The organism is Bacillus sp. XB1, assembly GCF_053557995.1.
Genome location: NZ_JBNRIL010000001.1, coordinates 687,746 through 707,302, shown reverse-complemented (window position 1 = coordinate 707,302; position 19,557 = coordinate 687,746). Strand labels below are relative to the sequence as shown.

General features: G+C 33.5%; 17 protein-coding genes and 1 pseudogene. 1 reads left to right on the top strand and 17 read right to left on the bottom strand.

What is annotated here, in order from left to right:
- Positions 1 to 150: 150 nt before the first annotated feature.
- The gene (locus ACK1U5_RS03470; protein WP_044797309.1) at positions 151 to 1,530 is read left to right on the top strand and encodes a catalase; all 1,380 of its coding nucleotides are present in this window, start codon (positions 151 to 153) and stop codon (positions 1,528 to 1,530) included.
- Between the two features lie 218 nt (positions 1,531 to 1,748).
- Here the strand turns inward: ACK1U5_RS03470 and colA are convergent, their stop codons facing one another.
- The 17 genes and pseudogenes from colA to ACK1U5_RS03385 all read right to left on the bottom strand — a co-directional run bounded on the left by colA (position 1,749) and on the right by ACK1U5_RS03385 (position 19,432).
- Positions 1,749 to 4,385: a collagenase ColA gene (gene colA / locus ACK1U5_RS03465; RefSeq protein WP_069605296.1), complete on the bottom strand. Its 2,637-nt coding sequence runs from the start codon at positions 4,383 to 4,385 to the stop codon at positions 1,749 to 1,751.
- 490 nt (positions 4,386 to 4,875) lie between these two features.
- Entirely contained in the window at positions 4,876 to 5,388 is a 513-nt protein-coding gene (locus ACK1U5_RS03460; RefSeq protein ID WP_000719378.1) for a hypothetical protein, read from the bottom strand.
- 113 nt (positions 5,389 to 5,501) lie between these two features.
- On the bottom strand, positions 5,502 to 7,256 hold the full coding sequence (locus tag ACK1U5_RS03455; RefSeq protein ID WP_061655721.1) for an adenine deaminase: 1,755 nt from the start codon (positions 7,254 to 7,256) through the stop codon (positions 5,502 to 5,504).
- A 356-nt stretch (positions 7,257 to 7,612) separates the two neighbouring features.
- Complete coding sequence (locus tag ACK1U5_RS03450) at positions 7,613 to 8,779, bottom strand: serine hydrolase domain-containing protein (protein ID WP_113710666.1); 1,167 nt, start codon at positions 8,777 to 8,779, stop codon at positions 7,613 to 7,615.
- 258 nt (positions 8,780 to 9,037) lie between these two features.
- Entirely contained in the window at positions 9,038 to 9,544 is a 507-nt protein-coding gene (locus tag ACK1U5_RS03445) for a DUF3902 family protein (protein ID WP_000843833.1), read from the bottom strand.
- A gap of 182 nt (positions 9,545 to 9,726) precedes the next feature.
- Entirely contained in the window at positions 9,727 to 10,467 is a 741-nt protein-coding gene (locus ACK1U5_RS03440) for a hypothetical protein (RefSeq protein WP_069604879.1), read from the bottom strand.
- A 15-nt stretch (positions 10,468 to 10,482) separates the two neighbouring features.
- Positions 10,483 to 11,592 (bottom strand): DUF58 domain-containing protein, encoded by a 1,110-nt coding sequence (locus ACK1U5_RS03435; protein ID WP_003312283.1) that lies wholly within the window; start codon positions 11,590 to 11,592, stop codon positions 10,483 to 10,485.
- Entirely contained in the window at positions 11,589 to 12,521 is a 933-nt protein-coding gene (locus ACK1U5_RS03430) for an AAA family ATPase (protein ID WP_000105650.1), read from the bottom strand. The genes ACK1U5_RS03435 and ACK1U5_RS03430 overlap by 4 nt, the downstream gene beginning before the upstream one ends.
- Positions 12,522 to 12,822: 301 nt before the next feature.
- On the bottom strand, positions 12,823 to 14,070 hold the full coding sequence (locus ACK1U5_RS03425; RefSeq protein WP_069604878.1) for a PoNi-like cognate immunity protein: 1,248 nt from the start codon (positions 14,068 to 14,070) through the stop codon (positions 12,823 to 12,825).
- Between the two features lie 27 nt (positions 14,071 to 14,097).
- Positions 14,098 to 14,625 (bottom strand): annotated as a pseudogene (locus ACK1U5_RS03420) (hypothetical protein); the annotation flags it as partial.
- Positions 14,626 to 14,948: 323 nt separating this feature from the next.
- The gene (locus tag ACK1U5_RS03415) at positions 14,949 to 15,293 is read right to left on the bottom strand and encodes a hypothetical protein (RefSeq protein WP_000656836.1); all 345 of its coding nucleotides are present in this window, start codon (positions 15,291 to 15,293) and stop codon (positions 14,949 to 14,951) included.
- 2 nt (positions 15,294 to 15,295) lie between these two features.
- Positions 15,296 to 17,119 carry a T7SS effector LXG polymorphic toxin gene (locus ACK1U5_RS03410; protein WP_069604672.1) on the bottom strand — a complete coding sequence of 608 codons (1,824 nt, stop codon included), beginning with the start codon at positions 17,117 to 17,119 and terminating at the stop codon, positions 15,296 to 15,298.
- Entirely contained in the window at positions 17,116 to 17,478 is a 363-nt protein-coding gene (locus ACK1U5_RS03405; protein ID WP_000076595.1) for a DUF3958 family protein, read from the bottom strand. Before ACK1U5_RS03405 ends, ACK1U5_RS03410 begins: the two co-directional genes overlap by 4 nt.
- 40 nt (positions 17,479 to 17,518) lie before the next feature.
- On the bottom strand, positions 17,519 to 17,794 hold the full coding sequence (locus tag ACK1U5_RS03400) for a TIGR04197 family type VII secretion effector (RefSeq protein ID WP_000503641.1): 276 nt from the start codon (positions 17,792 to 17,794) through the stop codon (positions 17,519 to 17,521).
- A 212-nt stretch (positions 17,795 to 18,006) separates the two neighbouring features.
- Entirely contained in the window at positions 18,007 to 18,300 is a 294-nt protein-coding gene (locus ACK1U5_RS03395) for a putative quinol monooxygenase (RefSeq protein ID WP_000583805.1), read from the bottom strand.
- Between the two features lie 46 nt (positions 18,301 to 18,346).
- Entirely contained in the window at positions 18,347 to 18,985 is a 639-nt protein-coding gene (locus tag ACK1U5_RS03390) for a nitroreductase family protein (protein WP_000185390.1), read from the bottom strand.
- 18 nt (positions 18,986 to 19,003) lie between these two features.
- Positions 19,004 to 19,432 carry a MarR family winged helix-turn-helix transcriptional regulator gene (locus ACK1U5_RS03385; RefSeq protein ID WP_000204172.1) on the bottom strand — a complete coding sequence of 143 codons (429 nt, stop codon included), beginning with the start codon at positions 19,430 to 19,432 and terminating at the stop codon, positions 19,004 to 19,006.
- Positions 19,433 to 19,557: the final 125 nt, after the last annotated feature.

The window sequence follows — 19,557 nt, the reverse complement described above, 5'->3', positions numbered from 1 at the left end:
TTTTTCCATAATTTCTTCTATTTCAACAGGTCCACTACATACACGTTTTTTTCATCTAGCGGTCTGTTACTACTTTGCATATCATACATAATCAAGATTATAAAATCATATTTAGTAACAATAGACGAAATAAATTTGGAGGCTATATCGATGAATGAAAACTATGATAAACAGGGGCAATCTTTACTAGGGAATCACTTTAATAAAAAAGGCGAACGTAATGAACAAGCTACCCTTCACTCACAAACAGTTGGTTCACGTGGACCTGTTCTAGAGCAAGATAGTGTACTTCACGAGACGTTACAAGAATTTATTCATGAAAAAATTTTAGAAAGACCTGTTCATGTAAAAGGATTTGGTGCGTTCGGTTATTTTCAAACGATATATTCGATGTCTGAACATACTAAATTAAGTTTTTTACAAAATTCTAATGAGAAAGTTCCTGTTATGGTGCGATTTTCGTTAGCTGTTAGTACGAAAGGAACACCGGATACTGCTAGAAATGTACGCGGTTTTTCTACAAAATTTTATACAAAAGAAGGCATTTTTGACCTTTTATGTAATCACATTCCTGTTTTTTCTGTCCGTGATCCGATGCGTTTCCCTGAAACGATTCAAGCATTATTGCCTTCACCTAAAAATAACTTAATAGACCCTAATAGATTTTGGAGTTTTGTCGCTAAAGCACCTGAATCTATTCATTTTGTTGTCCGTTTATACTCTAATAATGGTACGGCCAAAAGTCTTCGCCACATTCCAGGACATAGTGTTAATACATATGTATGGAGAAATGCGGAAGGTAATCGAAAGTATGTAAAGTATCATTGGTACCCGTTTGAAGGTGTACAGTACATTACTAGTAAAGAAGCAATTAAACTAGCTGCCGAAAATCCTGATTATAGCGGGAAAGATTTATATGATGCTATTGAAAATGGTAAACCAGTGGAGTATGGTTTATACGTCCAGCTCATGGATCCGAAAGATGAAGCGCACCTTTCTTATGATCCTTTAGATGACACAAAAGTATGGGATGAACAGACGTATCCTCTCATACCAGTCGGGAAAATGGTATTAAATAAAAATCCTGAAAATTTTATGGAACAAGTAGAAAAAGTCGCATTCTCTCCTTCTAATTTACTGGATGGTGCAGAACTATCAGATGATAAAATGCTGCAAGGGCGCGCTAACATTTACAGTGATTCACAAAGAAGAAGAATTGGTCCAGAATTTCGCAAATTAACGATTAACCAGCAGCAAGATTGGACACCTGCTAATCAAATTACAACCGGTGAAGGAAGGTACGTTGAAGGTAAACTTGAAAGAGCTTCTATAACGAAACAGGATGACTTTACACAAGCTGGTGAATTTTATACGAAGTTACAGCCAATAGAAAAAGAACATCTCGCTGAAAACTTAGCCAGTGATTTGAAAGTTATATCCGATGATATTAGGGAGATTGTTTTGGGGTATTTCAATCAAGTATCAACTGATTTGAAAACAAGCATTGAGACAAAAATGAAAGAGCATTAAGAAGATTAAAACATGCTTTACGAATGAGAATTCAGATGTATATTAATTATTTTCTTATCAAAATCCAATGAGGTTATTTAATTTAAAAATATAAAGCCAACATATCCCTGTTCTATAATTAGAACAGGGATATGTTGAATTAGTTTAATGTTTAACATTAAATACTTTATTTCGCTACAAAATGTAATAAGTAGCCTTTCAAAACAAACTATAGTAAACTATTTTACTTGTACCGTATAATTCCCTGTTCCACCACCATACTTATATACACTTAAGTAATATTTCCCTGGCTTTGCATTATAATTTCCAAGCAATTTGTTTCCATCACGTTTTGTTGCATAAGCTACATAATTATTTAAATCTGATTCAGAATATAATACCCAGTTCAATCCAAGATTTTGTTCGTTCGTAACAGAAATTTGTAAATCTTTTTGATCCTTTACATCAATAACAAATTTATCCCCCTGATCTTGATCGCTCAAGGTTCCTCTTAACAAAATATTCAAAGATAGTGGGTTTGCTGTTTCAAATGAATTATTTGGTTCTTTTTCTACAGCCGTACCTTCTTCCGTATTCACTCCGCTAAACACAACATCATATTCAAATTGCCCAGCATTATTTACACGGTAATTTACAAAATAAGCAGTCAATGTTTTATATCCAGTCCACTCTTTTCCTGAAAGACGTTTCAACATATCATTCGTTGCTTCATTCATCACTTTCCAGTCCTCAACTTCTCCTTTAGCCGCACTTCCTGTATATGTCCCCTGTAGTGTAAATGTATTAAAGAATTGTGATTTATTCTTTGTTACTTTCACATCTTTTAATTTCGCTTCATTCGTAATATCTGAAGTAACGTCCGAAAGCGATTTTGGATCATGCTGAGTTAAATACTCATCTGATACTTGTGGAATTGTATACTTATCACGATTATCAATAAGCATTTGCATATAAGATTGATATTCTTCATTTAACTTATTATCTTTGCTTAATGTAGCACGGTATTCATCGTAACTTGAAACATCATTTGCGCGAATTAAATCATGTACTTTATCGAACATTTCTGGGCGCTTATTATACATATATGATTGCAGTGCAAACGAATAATTATAAAAATCCCACGTTCCATATTTCGCATTTAATGTTTGTGATGCTGTATAACGTTTTGCAGGATCATTAGATAACCCACCAATTATACTTTTTCGTGGTACTACACTATCTAATCGCGTTGCACCTGCAAAGAACTCTGCATTCCCTTCTTCAAACCATGTTAAACGTTCATTTTGATACATTTCCCCTTGGCCCCATAATCCCTGAACTTCGTACCTTCCCTGTAAGTAGTGCGTAAATTCATGGCGGAACAATTCTTCCAGACTATAAATACTTTGCTCTGGTGTACGTTCATATGTAAAGAAAGTCCCTGTCCCTTCAATATAAATCCCACCATTATTCGTTTCATATCCGTACAGTTGACGATTAAATTGATACTCATCTGGGCTATTATAAATAACCATCGTTAACACATCATCAGCATGTCCACTTTCAAGTGGTTTATCGCTACCAACTGTACGATAAAATTGAGAACGCACCTCTTTTGCCGCCCAGTATAGACGTTTAATTTTCTCTTCGCTAACTTTATCCCCAGCTTTAAAGACAATTGCACCATCATCAAACGTATACGTTTTCGGTAAATATTTCTTTTTCCCCTCTTCTCGAATTTGATCTAAATTTACAGTTTTTCCATTCGCATCTATTCCTCCATAATTTGTAGTAATTTGTTCTGCCGCAACAAAGTATTGCTCTCCTAAATATGGATAAATTCGCATTGTATCTGTAACAACTTGTTGTCCTTTTGTGGGCGTGCTATGAAGCTTGCCCAATCGGCCAGCATAGTAAATTCCATTATTAATTAACCATCCGTTTTTATTTGTTACTGTACCAAGTAGTGCAAAACGATTTATTTCATTAATAAAGTTATCAATATTTCGAAACCACATCGTATCTTTTGGCTCTTTTCCAGTCGTGTACATATCCGTCTGAATATCAAAGTCAATTCCCTTCATCAACTCATATATAGCGTCTCCTTTTGTTCGGTCTTCAATGAAAGTTGCAAGATTATCGTTATATTGTTTAAAAATTTCACCTGCATATAAAACCGTTTCAACATCTGCTGATGCATTTCCAATTAATTTTCCATATGATGCAATTACTTTATTTTGTTCTGATGTACCAAGTTTGAAATTTGGATTTTTTGCAATTGTTTTTAAAGCTGGTAAACATTTATCATGGTAGCTACGCTCATTTAGTTTGCTTAATTCATCATGGTAAAAACCTAAATAAAACGCTGCACGTAGAGCTTCTACTAATGTTTCAATCCCTTTTGAATCATCTTGCGTATAAGCTTGTCCTTGTTCTGCTAGTTTATTAATAATCGCTTGCATTCGGCTATCATCTTGATAGAATTTAAGACTATCACTATTAAACTGAAATAATTCCGGAATTTGATACCATTTAATTGTCACAAGAAGGTCAGTTAATTGTTTATTATTTAATTGATTTAACTCAGCCATCGAATACTTTTTTTCTTCACCTAACGGCTTAATATTATCGGTTGGTGCTAGTGGACGCTGCGATAAATCCGCTAATTTTAACCGTTTTGTAAAAGATTCATTTTCTTGTACTTTTGAAGGGTGCGCCAATTCATCAACAGATTTCTGTATTCCTACCGGCTCCATTTGTAATACGTTCTTCACATTTTTCTCTTTTGTCTCTGCTTGAATTTGCAAACCATTACATGTTATTGTCACTAGTCCAACACCAAGAATCCACTTAGAAATTTTCGAATATTTAACCATACCATTGCCCCCTAATGATTTAAATGAAAATTCAGAATTTTAAAATCAAAAAAACCCACTTATTTGTATGTATTTACAGTTCCCCTATAAATACAACTATGATTAATAATGCAATAGTAGCTTGTTTTATACTATTACGAGTACAGATTCCTTACATACAATCTCCCTTCCTTACATGTAATACAAGCAAAAACCGTGCCAATCATATTTCTTATGAATAGCCAACATTCTTTTATAAATACTGTAGAATAAAATATACATAGGTGTTTCGGCAATGTATAAATCATTTGACACAAAATCTAATGTTTATGAAGAACAAATTCATTGAATGTTATAAATTCATTAGGCAGTAAATAATCCCCAATTATTAAATCTCTCAAAAAAAGGTAAACAAACATATTCCATAAAGCTAATATGTTCGTTTACCTTTTTCTATTTCAAATCAACAGCAAAATATCGTTGAATAAAAACAGCATGAATAAGTATTTTGTTATTCATTTCTCTTTTTCATATAATCTTTTTCACATTGCAACGGCTTAAATTTCACTTTTTTCCCTTTCTTCTTTTTCGTTTTTATAACGAGCCATTCCCCTTTTTCAACGTCTAGTTTTAGGCGTTTCATTACATTGATATTATCTTTTTCTTTATAAAGTAAAAATGCTTCTTGCGCCCTCACAAATAGGCTGGGCTGTTCGCTAAATCCACCACTATCATAAATTTTAGTTAGCGAAGTATAATAAGAATCATTTTCCTTTCCACCATACATCAAATGAGCAGCCTCCAGATCTCTTTTACTTACTTCCCAAAAACTATGTTCATCAATATTTAAATTAAATGTGGATTTAATGTCCTGTATTATATTCTTCACATACTTTTCATCTCTAACTTTTCTTTCTTCGAGACAATCCGAAGATAACTCTGGTGCGTCTGATTGGGAATGTACAACGTGTTGTATCGATACACACAGAATAAATACGCTTAAAATGTAAAATATTTTTTTCATATTTACATATCACCTCAAATGATTTAGATACTATATCATTTGAGGCTTACAATATTCTTATGCTAATAATAAGAAAGATCCTATAAAATAAAATTTTTATAGGATCTTTCCTTTTAATATTGCTTTATCAAATTCACGGGCGGGGCAACTACCTTACTACTTTTCACATCATATAATCCTATAGGTGTTACTCGTATAAAAGGCAAGTGCGTCGCAGAAAAGAATAAAATTGTAAATGCTGGATCATCATACGCGTAGCCACGCTCTTGTAGTAATTTCACCATCTGTTTCTCTTCCTGTATTAATTCTCTCATTTTTAAATTAGACATAATCCCGAGCAATGGTAATGCTATTTCGTGTAACACTTCATTGTTTTCTACTATGACCATTCCACCACCGAGCTCTTTTACTCTACGAAAAGCTGTAAGCATATCTTCTTTTCTTTTTCCGATAAGAATGATGTCACCTGTACCAGAATAAGAGCTAGCAAGCCCACCTAGTTCTTTTGCAAAACCTTTGACAGCTATATTCACTTGCCAACTGCCATCACGAGCAATCATCATAAGGAAACATTCATCATGATCTGTGGACAATTCATCACAGTCTATATTGATTTCACTAGTGTATGGTTTTGTAATAACGTTATTTAATAAGTGTATCCCCGTTTTATTAGAGAAAATCATATCCTCTTTTTCTATTGACCAATCTAATGATAATTGAGTTACTTTATGTTTACTCCAGTCTATATGTAATGCCTCATGTGTATTTACACCGTCACGCTTCACCCATTTCCCCTTTGCAAGGACACTAATTGGTACTGGGTTTTCTTTACTTTCTAAAATATTGATATTAGCAATTCTACCTGTCGCAATCGAACCATGTACATGTTCCATATTATAATAACGAGCAATATTATAACTTGCCATATCGTATGCATCTATTACTGGCACTCCTTGTTTTATCGCGGTAGAAATCATAACGTTTGTCATTCCATTCTCATAAAACGAAGGATGTGAGCCGTCTGTTGTAAAAAAGAATCTATCAAACTGCTTTACGCCTAGTTCCAACAATTCTTTCAGTAAAACTTCTAAATCTGGGCGGATTGAAGAATTTCTTAGGGAAACAGTGTAACCTTGCATAAGACGAGTAAAAGCTTCCTGCCCTGTCATCGCTTCATGATCACAATCTGTACCTAACAGTTTTAACTTCGCTAAAGTCGTTTCAGATGCACCTGGAAAATGTCCTTCTACTTTCTTCTGCAATCGCTTCGTTTCCTGCATCCAAGTTAACATTTCATCATCGCCATGTAATAGTTTTGGCCACGCTGTTAGTTCGCCGCCTTGAAGAACTGCTTTATGCTTAAGCCATTCTATTATTTCTTCACGATTAAATAAAGTTTCCCCGTTTTGCAATTCAGTTTGTCCATCAAAACGACACCACCAATACATACTTGCTGGAATCTTTTCAAATTCATCTAATAAACGAAATGCTTCTTCACGCTTTAATGTGAAAAATAAAGTTAAATTATCATTAATAAAAGTTGTTGTCCCAAACTGCATCGCATGATTCGCTAAAGTTTCAGGATTATATAATTGATATGGATGTGCATGAGGTTCTATGTAACTTGGAACTACATACTTTCCATCACAATCAATGACTTCACATTCATGCAGTTGCACTGGCAGCTTTTCCCCTACATAAACAATCCGGTCATCATAGATCCAAATATTTGCTTGCATCCACTCGCGCATATAGGAATTTAAATAAGTTGCGTTCTTACATAAAATGTGCGGACTTCTTTTACCATCTATTACTTCAACATGCTCTCGTAATTGTTTATTACTCCATTTATAATGATTTTCCCCCATTGTATTCAACTCCAAATCAACTCATAATTATTTTGATTAAAACGAGAAATACTTAACTAACTAAAGTATTTTCCATTCATAACTCCCCAATTGGCGCCCCTATATCCTTCATTATATTTAATAATTTTAAAAATAACAATTTTCAGAACTACATACATACCTTTTTTATCCAAAATAAAAAGAATGTCATGTAACTGACATCCTTTTTATTTTTATCGTAAGCATTAAGATTGATTTTCACTTTGAAATACACTTGATTCCATATCATAAATGCAACTACTGTCCATAGTTGCGAACTTAAAAAAGCACCTCTTTTAAATATAACTATAACAAAATTCCATTCACTTTCTTTTCATCTATTTATTAAATTCAATTTGCATCATTTTATTAAACTGCGGAACAATATCGACCCCACCTATAGAGTTGAGACTGATAGCCAATGTATGTTTGCCTCCAATTACTCCCCCAGCAAAAGTTGTAAATCCAGGAATTCCTCCTCCATGCCCCCAAACTGAAACACCGTTTGGAAGTTTAGTCTCATAGATTCCAAGACCGTATGCGTCACCAACCCCTTTTCCTTCTATAGGAACTGTAGTAAGCATTTCTTTTAGCTCGCGTTCCTTCAGTAACTTACCACCGAGTAAAGATGAAAAGAACTTATTTAAATCATCCGCATTAGAAATCATATCTCCAGCTGCATTAGCTAAACTTGGATTATAATACGTAATATCTTTCAACTCGCCTGTTCCTTCTATTTTCACATATCCACGAGCATGATTCTTTCCTGGGATGACGGGTGAATTTCCTGGTAAAAACGTATTTGATAGGTCCAAAGGTTCAATAATTCGCTTTTCGATTTCTTCCGCATAACTATTTCCAGTTATTTTTTCAATAAGCATTCCTAGTATTACGTATCCTGTGTTTGAATACAACCAGTCTTTTCCCGGCGAAAAATCTGGAGGCAGCGAAAGACCTATTTTCACTATTTCTTCTGCTGTATACGTTTTTTTCGAATTCATTATGTCCGCGTCTTTTGACTTTAAGTATTCAGCGATACCACTCGTATGATTCAAAAGTTGTCGTATCGTAATTTGATTACCATCATACCCATTTCCTTGCACGAGACCTGGTAGCCACTTTTCAATTGGATCGTCAAGTTGTAAGCGATTTTCTCCTACTAATTGAAGCACAGTCGTCGCAGTAAACGTCTTCGTCACACTACCAATTCGAAAGCGATAATCCGAATTCACCGGTTTCTTTGTACTTAAGTCCGCCACGCCAGCAGTAAAACTACTAGTTTTTCCGTTGTTAGACGCCTTAGCTAATATTCCTACAGCACCAAGCTGTACTGTTTCCTGCATTACTTGTTTCCAGCCATTACGATTCTTTTGATCATGTACTTGTGACGAACTAGAAATATTTTGAGTTGACTCTGCAGTCACAGTAAAACCAGGTGTAAATAGAGCAGTACCCGCTAATAAAACTGCAAAACTTGCTAACTTAATTGAATTACATTTTTTCATAAGGCTTTCTCTCCTCCATTAATATCGGATTGATTCAAGCTATACTTTCATCCTATATGATAAATCTCTCTTTTTTCTTATCCATTCCTTACGAAATACTTACGTTTAAATTTAAATACGGTAAACTGAGGAAGAGTTATGCATGCAAATAAAAAGAGAACATGTTTTCATTTTTTATGTAAACATGTTCTCTTAAACATTTAAAATTCTATATCAACTTTTCATCCTATTCTTTACACAACTAATTTATATTCCTTTTTACCAGCCCGCACTAGCATTCATACCATTTCCAATAATAGAAAGTAATAGCGGCCATAATACTGGTCCTAGTGTAAGAAATACATTTAGAAGTATGAGCATTCTATATCCAACGGTGAAATTGTGATTTTTACGATTAACAAATACTAAACTGATTAATGATATTATAGTTGTTAAAAATAATACTAACATTAGCAACCAATACCACACCATTAAACTAAGACTCCATGGTGTTAATAGCTCATGTATGATACAAAATGAGATTCCTAATACAGAAAAACTAAAACTAGTCACCGCTGTTTTTATAAGCCATTTATTTATTTTTTTATCGTATGTATTTTTACAATATAAATCTATTAAAGTATATAAAGATAAATATGCCATTAATACACCTATCCAAGACAATAACCAGTCTCCGTCCCCTTTGAATAATACGTACAGTAACCAACACATACCTACTGCTGAAAAAACAAAGGAAATAAGTATGCTTTTTAATACCGATTTCATTACATTTTCACACCCTTAAAAAATCAAAAATTAATTATAATTTATAAAAATTAAGTATAGGTTAACATGTAATGAAGTATAAGTAAATAAAGTTAATTTTGTTTATCTATTTAAATACGGTTTCATATAAGAAAATAATTCATGTTAATCAAATTTCCATATAAAAAAGAAAAGGTGAATATTTATATATCCACCTTCCCATCTCCCTCTACCCACTTCATTATTTCTTCCACATCTAAATCCGTATACGTCTTTTCACCATAACGAACAGACTCATATAACGAGATAATATCCCTTGTTCTACAAATTCTTTTTAACCATTGTTGCATCGTTTCATAGGATCTTCTCTGTTCATGAAATGGTAATGTTCTTTCCCATTCAACTAACGTTTTTCTTATCTTATCTGTCGGTAACGGCTGTTCTAACTGATGAATGACTTTTTCATTCTTTATGCTTCTTACCGCAGTGTGCTTTGTAACCAATTCTTTCTCCTGTACTATTTCTGTTTTCGTCAATTTTTTCCTAATATACTTGTAGATGGCATATATAATTGATATTGCAATTATCACATAAAAAGCTATAGTAATCCATATATTTGAAAGAACAGAAAGCACGTCACTCCATAGACTTTCTCTTTCGAAAGGTTGAAATTTTTTACCCGTTTTCGTTCTTATACCTGTATCTTCTACTTCTTCATATTCATCTTCATCTATTTTGGAATCATCGAAATTTTCACCTATACTAGTAAAATCATAATTTCTTTCCGATATTGTCTTAGTCTTACTGAAAAAACGCTCTTTTACTATGTCTTGTACATACACAACACCTTGTGATAACGTTATCGCACTAATCGCAAAGAAAAGTATGATTAAAGTTCTTACACTCCATAACTTCACTTTCATATGCCGCTTCTTATTCACCATGACATAAGCCCCTTCTTATTCTTTCATTACAATCCATTTATTCGTTCTACTGTATTTCTTTGGTGAAGTACCGATAATTAAAGGAACCGCATCCAGTTCCTTTCGACGAAAGCCTGCTGTGTAAAAGTAAGAAGAAGATATAGGCGTATCTTGGTCTGATATCGAGGCAAGTACCTTTAATACATTTTGCAAATGTTTCCGATTATCCCCATTTTTTATATGTAGCAAACCGTTATCTTTTACACTATTGATCCATACTTCAAACGAACAGTTTTGCATAAGAAGTTGTTTGCATATACCTGCTGTTAATTCAATTAGTTCCTCTATATCATTTCGCAAAGAAACACCACTTTTATTTTGCAAGTTGAGATAAATCGCGTATTTATCACATTGTGTTCGCTCATACTTTTTCGCAGTTATCGTCCCCGTTTTCGCTGTTGCACTCCAGTGGATGGAACGAAAATCTTCATTTTCATAAGACTTTACTCCCATTACTTTCGTTTCATCATATAAGGGTGAAGACATCGCTTTTCGAAATCCTCGTGACCATTCTTGTAATTCAGGAACTTGTATTTTCGGAACAGCTGGTAAGACTAAATAAGAGGGCGTATCAACTTGTTTATATGTTATATGGTTCGTTATAAATCCAAAGAGATCAGTAATAACAATTTCAACTTCTTCCCATTTCGCGATGCCTCTTTTTAACGCTACAGCTTGCAAATCAAATGAAACTGACTCCCTTCCTTTTAAATTAAAATTCATATAATAATTTGAACCTGTACTATGATTTTTGTTTATTTCATCATGATTCCAAGTTAGCTTATTTTCACATTTAAATCGAAATACGATATTAAGAATAGGAAATATCGACTTGTTTGAAATTTTCATTTTGCACATATTCGTTTCACCTATAAAAACGTTCGAATTCCCTTGACTGTATTCCCATTCAACACGAGATACTTTACGTATATATACATGCATAGCACCTATTAAAATTACATATAAAAATACGAGAGATAAAAACAGTAGATTACTTGAAAATACACTTAAAATAACTGCTACAACTGACATAACCCCCATTACGAAAGGCTCCGCTAAAGATGTATACGCAAGCTGTTGATTCATCGTACATTCTCCACTGGCACACTAATCGTATGAAGAATTTCTTTCATAATTTGTTCTTTCGTCGTTTTCATCTCTCCCTCAATCGTTAACGTTAAACGATGAGCACAAACTGATGCAGCGAGCGTCTTAATATCATCTGGCGTACAGTAATCTCTTTCATTTAATATTGCCCGTGCTTGAATTGCTCTCATAAATGCCAACGTTCCCCGAGGGCTTACACCAATTTCAATTAACTCATGGTTACGAGTTGCTTCAATAATTTCAAGGAGATAATCTTGCACATCATTCCCTACTAACACTTCTCTTGCACGCTTTTGCATCGTAATAATTTCTTCACTTGAAATAATAGAATGTAACGTTTCTAATGGATCATTCATTTGAAACCGATTCATCATTTCCTTTTCAGCTTCTCTCGTAGGATAACCTTGGCGTATTGTGAGTAAAAACCGGTCTAACTGAGCATCTGGTAACGGAAATGTGCCCGCTGATTCGAGTGGATTTTGCGTTGCTATAACTAAAAAAGGTTCTGGTAATGAATGTGTCTGTTTCGCAATTGTAACAGTACGCTCTTCCATAACCTCAAGTAACGAAGATTGTGTTCTCGGTACAGCTCGATTAATTTCATCCACTAATACGATATTTGCAAAAATCGGTCCTAACCTTGTTTTAAAATCCGATTCCTTTACATGAAAATATTCAAGACCAATAACATCTCCAGGCAAAGTATCCGCTGTAAATTGTATTCTTTGAAATTTAGCGTCCACACTTTTAGCCAAACTTTTCGCTAATGTTGTTTTTCCTGTCCCAGGTACATCTTCTAATAAAATATGTCCCCCTGCTATTAGAGCAATGGCTGCTAGTTCTATCGATTCGTCTTTTCCTATAATAACCTTCGAAATATTATTAGTAATTTTCTTTAATGTACTCATATAGTAATCTACCACCTTTTAATCATCTAAAAATTAAGAATATATTTTTTCCAAATTATAACATGTAATTCGAAGATGAAATAGAGTGAAAATAAATCTTTTATTTTTTCTTCATTGCACGCAAAAAAGCACCTATTGTCGTATATTGACAATAAGGTGCTTAACTCAATCCAACAGCCTTCTTTCCCTCTAATTTTTAGTAACAATACATCCTTTTTTCTGCCACGCATGCATTGTTTTCAATTAACTAGTAAAATGCATTCTAATATTACATATAATAAAAACCATTTCGATTTGCTCGTTATAGAACTTCCTCTACATCGACACTCTCAATCTTCACTTCATACATATTTGGGATGTTTGCTTCTTTTGGTACCCATGCATAATAATTTTGATCATTCTCTAAAATAAATTGAATTAACTTTGTTTCTGATCCATTCCAGAAATTTTTAAGATTATCAATGTAGTCCTCTAAATCCTCTTTATAATCCAATTGTAATATATAATCTCTTACCGTCAGGGCAAACACAATTAAACTTCCTAATAGATTTTTTTGTTCATTCTCTTCTTCATACTCTTGTGGTAAAAACCATACTTGACCTATTCCTATCGTTTTTTTGTATTTTTCATAAAAACTACTATCATCCATATTCTCATAATCATGTATTAATTCATTGACCAATGAATGCCATCTTGGCGGAATAATATTTTCCAATGTAGGATTATGTTCAATTCCTTCTACTATATCCTCGATTTCTTCTGTCTCATCTTCATAGTGATATTCACTTAGGTCTATATGCTTAAATTTCATTTCATTTTTATAATGTGCCAAATCATATGGATAATGGTTATTACCTTTTAAACTTGTATCATCAAGTCCGAGTATCTTTACTATTGCAGCTGTCTCAAAGCTCCAATACCCCACATATCCAGGTTCTTTATGGGCATTTTTCCATTCATAATCATAATGACCTTTAAACCATTCTTTCTCCATGTACGTTTGTAATCTTTTAGATGCTTCTCTTTTATCTGTTTGTGCAAGTTCTATAATCTCTTTCGTTTTTGCATATGGATTTTCTTTATAATATCTGTTCGTCATTTTTGTGTATCCGATATCACTAGCGCATAAGAGGAAATCGATTACTGCGTCGTTCATATTTTCCTTCTCAACTAGCTTGGCTAAACTTACAAGATTCTTTTTATCCGTTTCTAATAAAATCCCTAGAGATATCATCCAAATTAGATTTAAATATCCAACTTCTCTTTCCCCTATATGCCCCAAATCAATAAGAGCGTTGTCAAAATCTCCTTCTATTGTATGGATAGCTTCTCCTAGGGAATATTTTGCAATAATATCCTCTAACTCATAATTAAAGCTTGATAAGTAGGTTCCTTCTATAATACTATTATTATCCTTAGAATATCTTTGAATTCCCTTTTTCTCATCTTCTTCTAAACTTTTAATATCCTCTTTATTTTCTTGAATAAACTCTTTATTATATTCAATTCCTTCTCTACATTTTTCTTCTATAATTAAATAATCTCTCATTCTATTTGATTCCTCCTAGCTTCTAAATTATGGCCATTCTCCAATAATATTTCCCTTTGCATCTAATCTATATGTTTTTACTTTTCCGGTACTATCGACTTGTGATAGTACTCTTTCTACTTGATTTCTTTCCAGCGCTCTTTTAATCTTATCTGCCAATTTCTTATCTCCATCAACAGCTTTAAATATTCTACTTTTTTTGGTCTTCGCACCATTCAACCAATCATTTGACATTTGTCGTCCATCTTTAGTTTTCCCCAATTGTGAACTACCAAACTTAGCTTCATCTATAACGTATTTGATCTTTGACTCTGCATTTGCATTTTCGTATAATCCATCAATTCCTTTTACTATTTTATCATTTATGCCTGATGGTGCACTTTTTCCGACTGGCTTTAAATCAAATCCAGCTTCTTTTAAACTTTGATTATTCAATAAATTGTCACTAGATTTTATTTCACCATAATTACCTTTTTGCTTATTTGTAGCTGTTTTTGCATCAAAATTATCTACATTTGTGTTTTTGTTACTGCTAGGTTTACCGTTAGCCGTATCCTAAGTATCATCCTTAGCCCCTTTAACTCAACCAATTTCTTCCTAAAGCTTTGAAATCTTACTTTGAGTATAGGCTTTCGTGTCTTTACGACTTAGGGTGATTGCCTCTTCAAATATTAACTACTATAATTACAAGTAAATTAAAACAAACTTAAAAGGAATGAATTCTTTACTATACAGAATTCATTCCTCACTAGTTGCTTAAAATATTTATCTAACTCTTTAGTTTCAATTCACATTCAATGTCCCCTAAACATACATTAAATTTCCCTCCATATTTTTAAATTCCTAAAAATGATGGAAAGCTAGCATACCCTGCAAGCTTATGCTGAATACCACTCTTCCGTAGAAAAATTATCAGCATTTGAATTTCCTTCTAACTCCCATTCGCTAATAAAATTAATTATTTCTCCTAAAATTAGATTTATATCATGATTTTTTATAATCAAACCTCTATGATTATTCCAAGTCAAATCAATTTCGATATTTATATTCAACTCATCCTCACATTTACTTAAAAAGTCATTCATTACTAAGGTAAAACATAAATTTACAAAATTATCAGAAACCCAAATTACGGATGAATCATCATTAACCTTCTCTATTCTAAATCTTAAATTATTGTATGCAATCCACTTTATATTACCTTGTATTTTTTCTTCTTTCATAATTATTTTCCTCCCATACTATGAAATAATCCTGTCAAGACATCCATTGCTGGATTTGTTTTTAAACTGCCATATATCACATCTTCCCATGAACCATACTTTTTATAAAGTTGTTCAGGTGTAGGTCCTTCTGCCCTGCCATATTCAAGAATATTTCTTTCTTTCATTGCATTCAATCCATCTAAATTATTAGATTTTATATACGTTTCCATTCTTCCTTGATTTCGCTCTTCGACTTTCAATCTAGCAATTTCCTCCATAGATAGCCCATCATTTTGAAGATTTTTAATATCTTGTTCTAGTTGTATTCTTTTTTGTTGTATTTTTTCATGATACTTTATTCTTTCGCTTCTTGCATAAGCAACTTCATCACCATTTGTCCAGTCTACCCCAAACTTATTTAAGGCAGATTCCTTCTTAGGTGAATATCCATATACAGCTTCAGTATTTCCCTCAATCTCCTTTGCTATCTTAGGATTATCTAATGGATTTCGAAGTTTAGAATTTATTTCTCTTCTGGTACCACCAGCCTCGACTATATCATCAAGATAATTGCTTACAGTTTTACCCGTACCCTTACCACCATCTTTAGACTTCGCAAACTTATAATAAGCTTCTATCAATTCACCGTGTGGTATTTTGGTTATAATAGTTCCACCAACATTAGAGAATGCATAGGAAGCCTCTTTCTTAAATGATTGTAACATTTCAAGCGTAGGCTTCAATTCTTTTGCTAGTTTTACTGCATTAGCAAATGTACTTACTCCACTTGATGCTTTTGCTCCTTTTGTGATATGGCCTACTTTATTTAGTGCCCTATCGCCTAATATTGTGGTAGCTATTTGTGTTAATCCATAGGTAGTCAATTCTGTACGACTCTCTGCATCTCCCTCTATCATATCTCGTTTTATTTTATTTGAAAATGCATGCCACATATTTTTTGCAGTTTCATCCAAATGGAAAAGTGCATAGGTTACATTAATAAAAGTTCCTATGTCCATATTACTTAAAGCTATTGCGGACTCGATTTCATCACCAATAGCTTTCCCCGATCCTCTTTGAATAGCTTCCCACATCTTTTTCGCTGTTTCAAACGTGCCAACTATACTGTCTGTCGCATCGTCACAAGCATTTCTAACCGGAGATTTCTTCTCAATTATGTTATTTGTTTCTATATCTTTAATTGACTGATCATTTTTTCGAGCTGTTTCTTCTATAATCCCCTGAATCGAACTCACCCAATCCATATTCAACCCTTGTGTACTAAACGTACCACTCACAGGACTAAATCCTTTCCCACTTTGCACTTCAGCGAGTCCGGCTGTGATGCTAGCTGCTAATTGGAGAGCGGTGCTGTAGTTGTTGCTGGATGAATGATTGAATTCATATAAATGCTCTAGTTTTTCTTCCAGTTTTTTTCTCATTGCACCTAATACCGTTACAATTGCACCTACTCCGGGCATTGGTGTAAGTACTTCTATTGCTTCTATACTTGTAATCGATTGATTAATTCCCCTTATTTGTTCTCTTATTTCTTGTTCAATCACATCTGTCGAAGCAACTTTCGCTTGGAACTCATTTGGAAATGCTTCATTTTGGCGAATTAATTCTTCACATAAGCATATGATTCCTTGCGCTAATGGCCGAAATGTTTGGACAAGGTAGGCTTTTGCACTACTGTATGTTTGTCCTTGTAATACTGTGTCTATCGCAAATGCATCAATAGATTGAATGGCTTGTTCCATACTTTGAATCGTAGCATTACATATAGCGTTCATACTTTGAGTTTGACTTTGTACTTCTCCCAAATACATGTTTAAACTCATGTATTGGCCTCCCTTTGTAGTTGCTGCTGTTCATAGGAAAGGTCGTTTTCTTTCTCACTGAGATGCCGTTTTTCTTTAAGCAACGTCTCTTTTTCATTTTCTAATTCGAATGTAAGTTTTCTTTCATACTGTCCGATTTCTTGCCGCATATTCGTAAAAAGGTGAAACACTTCTTTGTCGCCGTGCCAAGTTTCTAGTATTCGGTTAAATAAACGATTACTTCTATTTTTCCATTCATGAAAACTAACCTCAGCTCGTTCTTGATTTTGCAGCGCAATTCGGTTTTCATTTTGTTCTTCAAATATAATTCGTAATTTTTGATTACATTGACTGATTCTCGTTTCAATTTCTTGACTCATCTTTTCTCCCTACCTTTTCCCCTTTACGTAGGTTGTTATATTATTGAAAAGTCTTTTGAAGTCCTGTATCCATTTTCTCAAATTCATTTGCTACGGAATGGATATTATCAATTGTTTGTTGAAAAGCAGTACAAAATTGTTTCGTGATCTGTAAATTTTGTTGATTTGCCTCTTGTGCTTGGAAGTTCACAGATAGTGTCGTACGCGTTGCCTTATTTATAGAGCGACTAGTAGCACTTTGCATTCTATCTGAAGCATTTCTCATTTTCGTTGCAAGTTGCGTTGCCGTATGCAAATTACTTTGAAATTCTCCCATTACTTACTCCCCTCTACCTTTTATTTACAAGAAAATTATACCACGGAAAAATATCCCAATAAACCGAATGTTCGAATTTAACATACAATTCAGCACTGTTACTGAGGATGCGAGCAACGCTTATCTATCAACATAACTGAGTCCAAAATGGATTCTACTTATACAAAAAAGATGACTTCAGCCATATGCTAAAGTCATCTTTTTCTACCTTATTATTTTACTAATTCTCCATTATAAGCTTTTATATTAAGCGGAGCAGTTAAAAATTGTGCTGCTTTACTAACGAAAGATGTGAAGTGTTCACTCGTATTATGGCTCGCAACTGCTGCTTCATCTTTCCATACTTCTACCATCGTATAAACACTTTCTTTTTCTGTATCTTTATATAAGTCATAAGATACATTTCCACTTTCTTCTCTTGAACCATGAATGAGTGGCTGAATTTCTTCTAAAAATGCTTGTTGTTTTGCTGGGTCTACTTGAAATATTGCGTGAATAATAATCATGGTGTTTCCCCTTTCATATTCCATATATTTCTATGATCTAATTAGATTACTTCCACTCAGCAACTTTGTCAATTGGAAGACGTACTGATTGGTAACCACTGTCAGCAGCTTTCCCGATTGAAATTAGCATTACTGGTACGTAGCGTTCTTTATCTAGTCCAAACGCTTCTGCGATTTGGTCTTTTTCAAATCCACCAATTGGACAAGTGTCATAACCGTGCGCACGAGCTGCTAGCATAAATTGCATCGCTACAAGACCACCGTCAATTAATACTGTATCTTTCATTACTTCTGGTGTAACCATAGAGAAGTAAGCTGAAAGTTTTTTCATTTGATCTTCTTTTACTTCTGCTGGCATAAGTCCACGCTCTACTGCTGTACCATAAATTTCTTCTGCGTTATCAAAGTTGTTTAAGTCACCAAATAAAGCGATCATTGCTGAAGATGTTTCTACTTGAGATTGATTGAATTTTGCAAGTGGCGCAAGTGTTGCTTTCGCTTCGTCACTTTCAATCACTACGAATCTCCATGGTTGCATGTTTACTGAAGATGGTGCAAGTGTTGCTTCTGTAAGAATTTCTGTCATTTCTTCTTTGCTAATTTTCACTGAAGGGTCGTACTTACGAATTGAACGACGTCCTGTTAAAATTTCGTTAAAATCATTTGTTTTTACTGAGTTAGTCATAGTTGTATTCTCCCTTTTTTATAATTCTTTTATATTTTCTTGAATGTGATTTAACATATTTAAAAGATTATCGCGTTCTTCCTCACTTAATCCTTTAAATGCAGATGCTGCAAAACGTTCTTTTTCCTCTTGAAATGCTTGAATTTTATTTCGTCCCTCTTCAGTAAGAGAAACTAACGTAATTCTGTTATCATCTGGATTTTTACGTCTTACAATCATTTCATTGGCCTCAAGCTGCTTTAAATGCCTTGTTATCGCAGCATTATCAATATTCACTTCTTGTTGAAGTGCTTTTTGACTAATTTCACCTACTTCATATAACTGAAGTATAAGCTCTAATCGAGACTGGCTCATACCCGTACACCCTTCAAATTTCGAACTTACTTCTTTATTTAGAAAGTGTAATTTATATAAAATAATCGCTTCTTTTGAGCATGAACTTGTCAAATTAACCCTCCTTTACAATCAAAATAAAAACATTTGATGTATCAATAGTTGATATGTCAATTAATATAATCTATATCGATTTAGAATGCAAGCATTTTGTTTTCATTTTATTTTTTCCAAATTAA

Coding starts and splice junctions, on each gene's coding strand:
- ACK1U5_RS03470 (WP_044797309.1), top strand. CDS start 151: ATGAATGAAAACTATGATAAACAGGGGCAATCTTTACTAGGGAATCAC.
- colA (WP_069605296.1), bottom strand. CDS start 4,385: ATGGTTAAATATTCGAAAATTTCTAAGTGGATTCTTGGTGTTGGACTA.
- ACK1U5_RS03460 (WP_000719378.1), bottom strand. CDS start 5,388: ATGAAAAAAATATTTTACATTTTAAGCGTATTTATTCTGTGTGTATCG.
- ACK1U5_RS03455 (WP_061655721.1), bottom strand. CDS start 7,256: ATGGGGGAAAATCATTATAAATGGAGTAATAAACAATTACGAGAGCAT.
- ACK1U5_RS03450 (WP_113710666.1), bottom strand. CDS start 8,779: ATGAAAAAATGTAATTCAATTAAGTTAGCAAGTTTTGCAGTTTTATTA.
- ACK1U5_RS03445 (WP_000843833.1), bottom strand. CDS start 9,544: ATGAAATCGGTATTAAAAAGCATACTTATTTCCTTTGTTTTTTCAGCA.
- ACK1U5_RS03440 (WP_069604879.1), bottom strand. CDS start 10,467: ATGGTGAATAAGAAGCGGCATATGAAAGTGAAGTTATGGAGTGTAAGA.
- ACK1U5_RS03435 (WP_003312283.1), bottom strand. CDS start 11,592: ATGAATCAACAGCTTGCGTATACATCTTTAGCGGAGCCTTTCGTAATG.
- ACK1U5_RS03430 (WP_000105650.1), bottom strand. CDS start 12,521: ATGAGTACATTAAAGAAAATTACTAATAATATTTCGAAGGTTATTATA.
- ACK1U5_RS03425 (WP_069604878.1), bottom strand. CDS start 14,070: ATGAGAGATTATTTAATTATAGAAGAAAAATGTAGAGAAGGAATTGAA.
- ACK1U5_RS03415 (WP_000656836.1), bottom strand. CDS start 15,293: ATGAAAGAAGAAAAAATACAAGGTAATATAAAGTGGATTGCATACAAT.
- ACK1U5_RS03410 (WP_069604672.1), bottom strand. CDS start 17,119: ATGAGTTTAAACATGTATTTGGGAGAAGTACAAAGTCAAACTCAAAGT.
- ACK1U5_RS03405 (WP_000076595.1), bottom strand. CDS start 17,478: ATGAGTCAAGAAATTGAAACGAGAATCAGTCAATGTAATCAAAAATTA.
- ACK1U5_RS03400 (WP_000503641.1), bottom strand. CDS start 17,794: ATGGGAGAATTTCAAAGTAATTTGCATACGGCAACGCAACTTGCAACG.
- ACK1U5_RS03395 (WP_000583805.1), bottom strand. CDS start 18,300: ATGATTATTATTCACGCAATATTTCAAGTAGACCCAGCAAAACAACAA.
- ACK1U5_RS03390 (WP_000185390.1), bottom strand. CDS start 18,985: ATGACTAACTCAGTAAAAACAAATGATTTTAACGAAATTTTAACAGGA.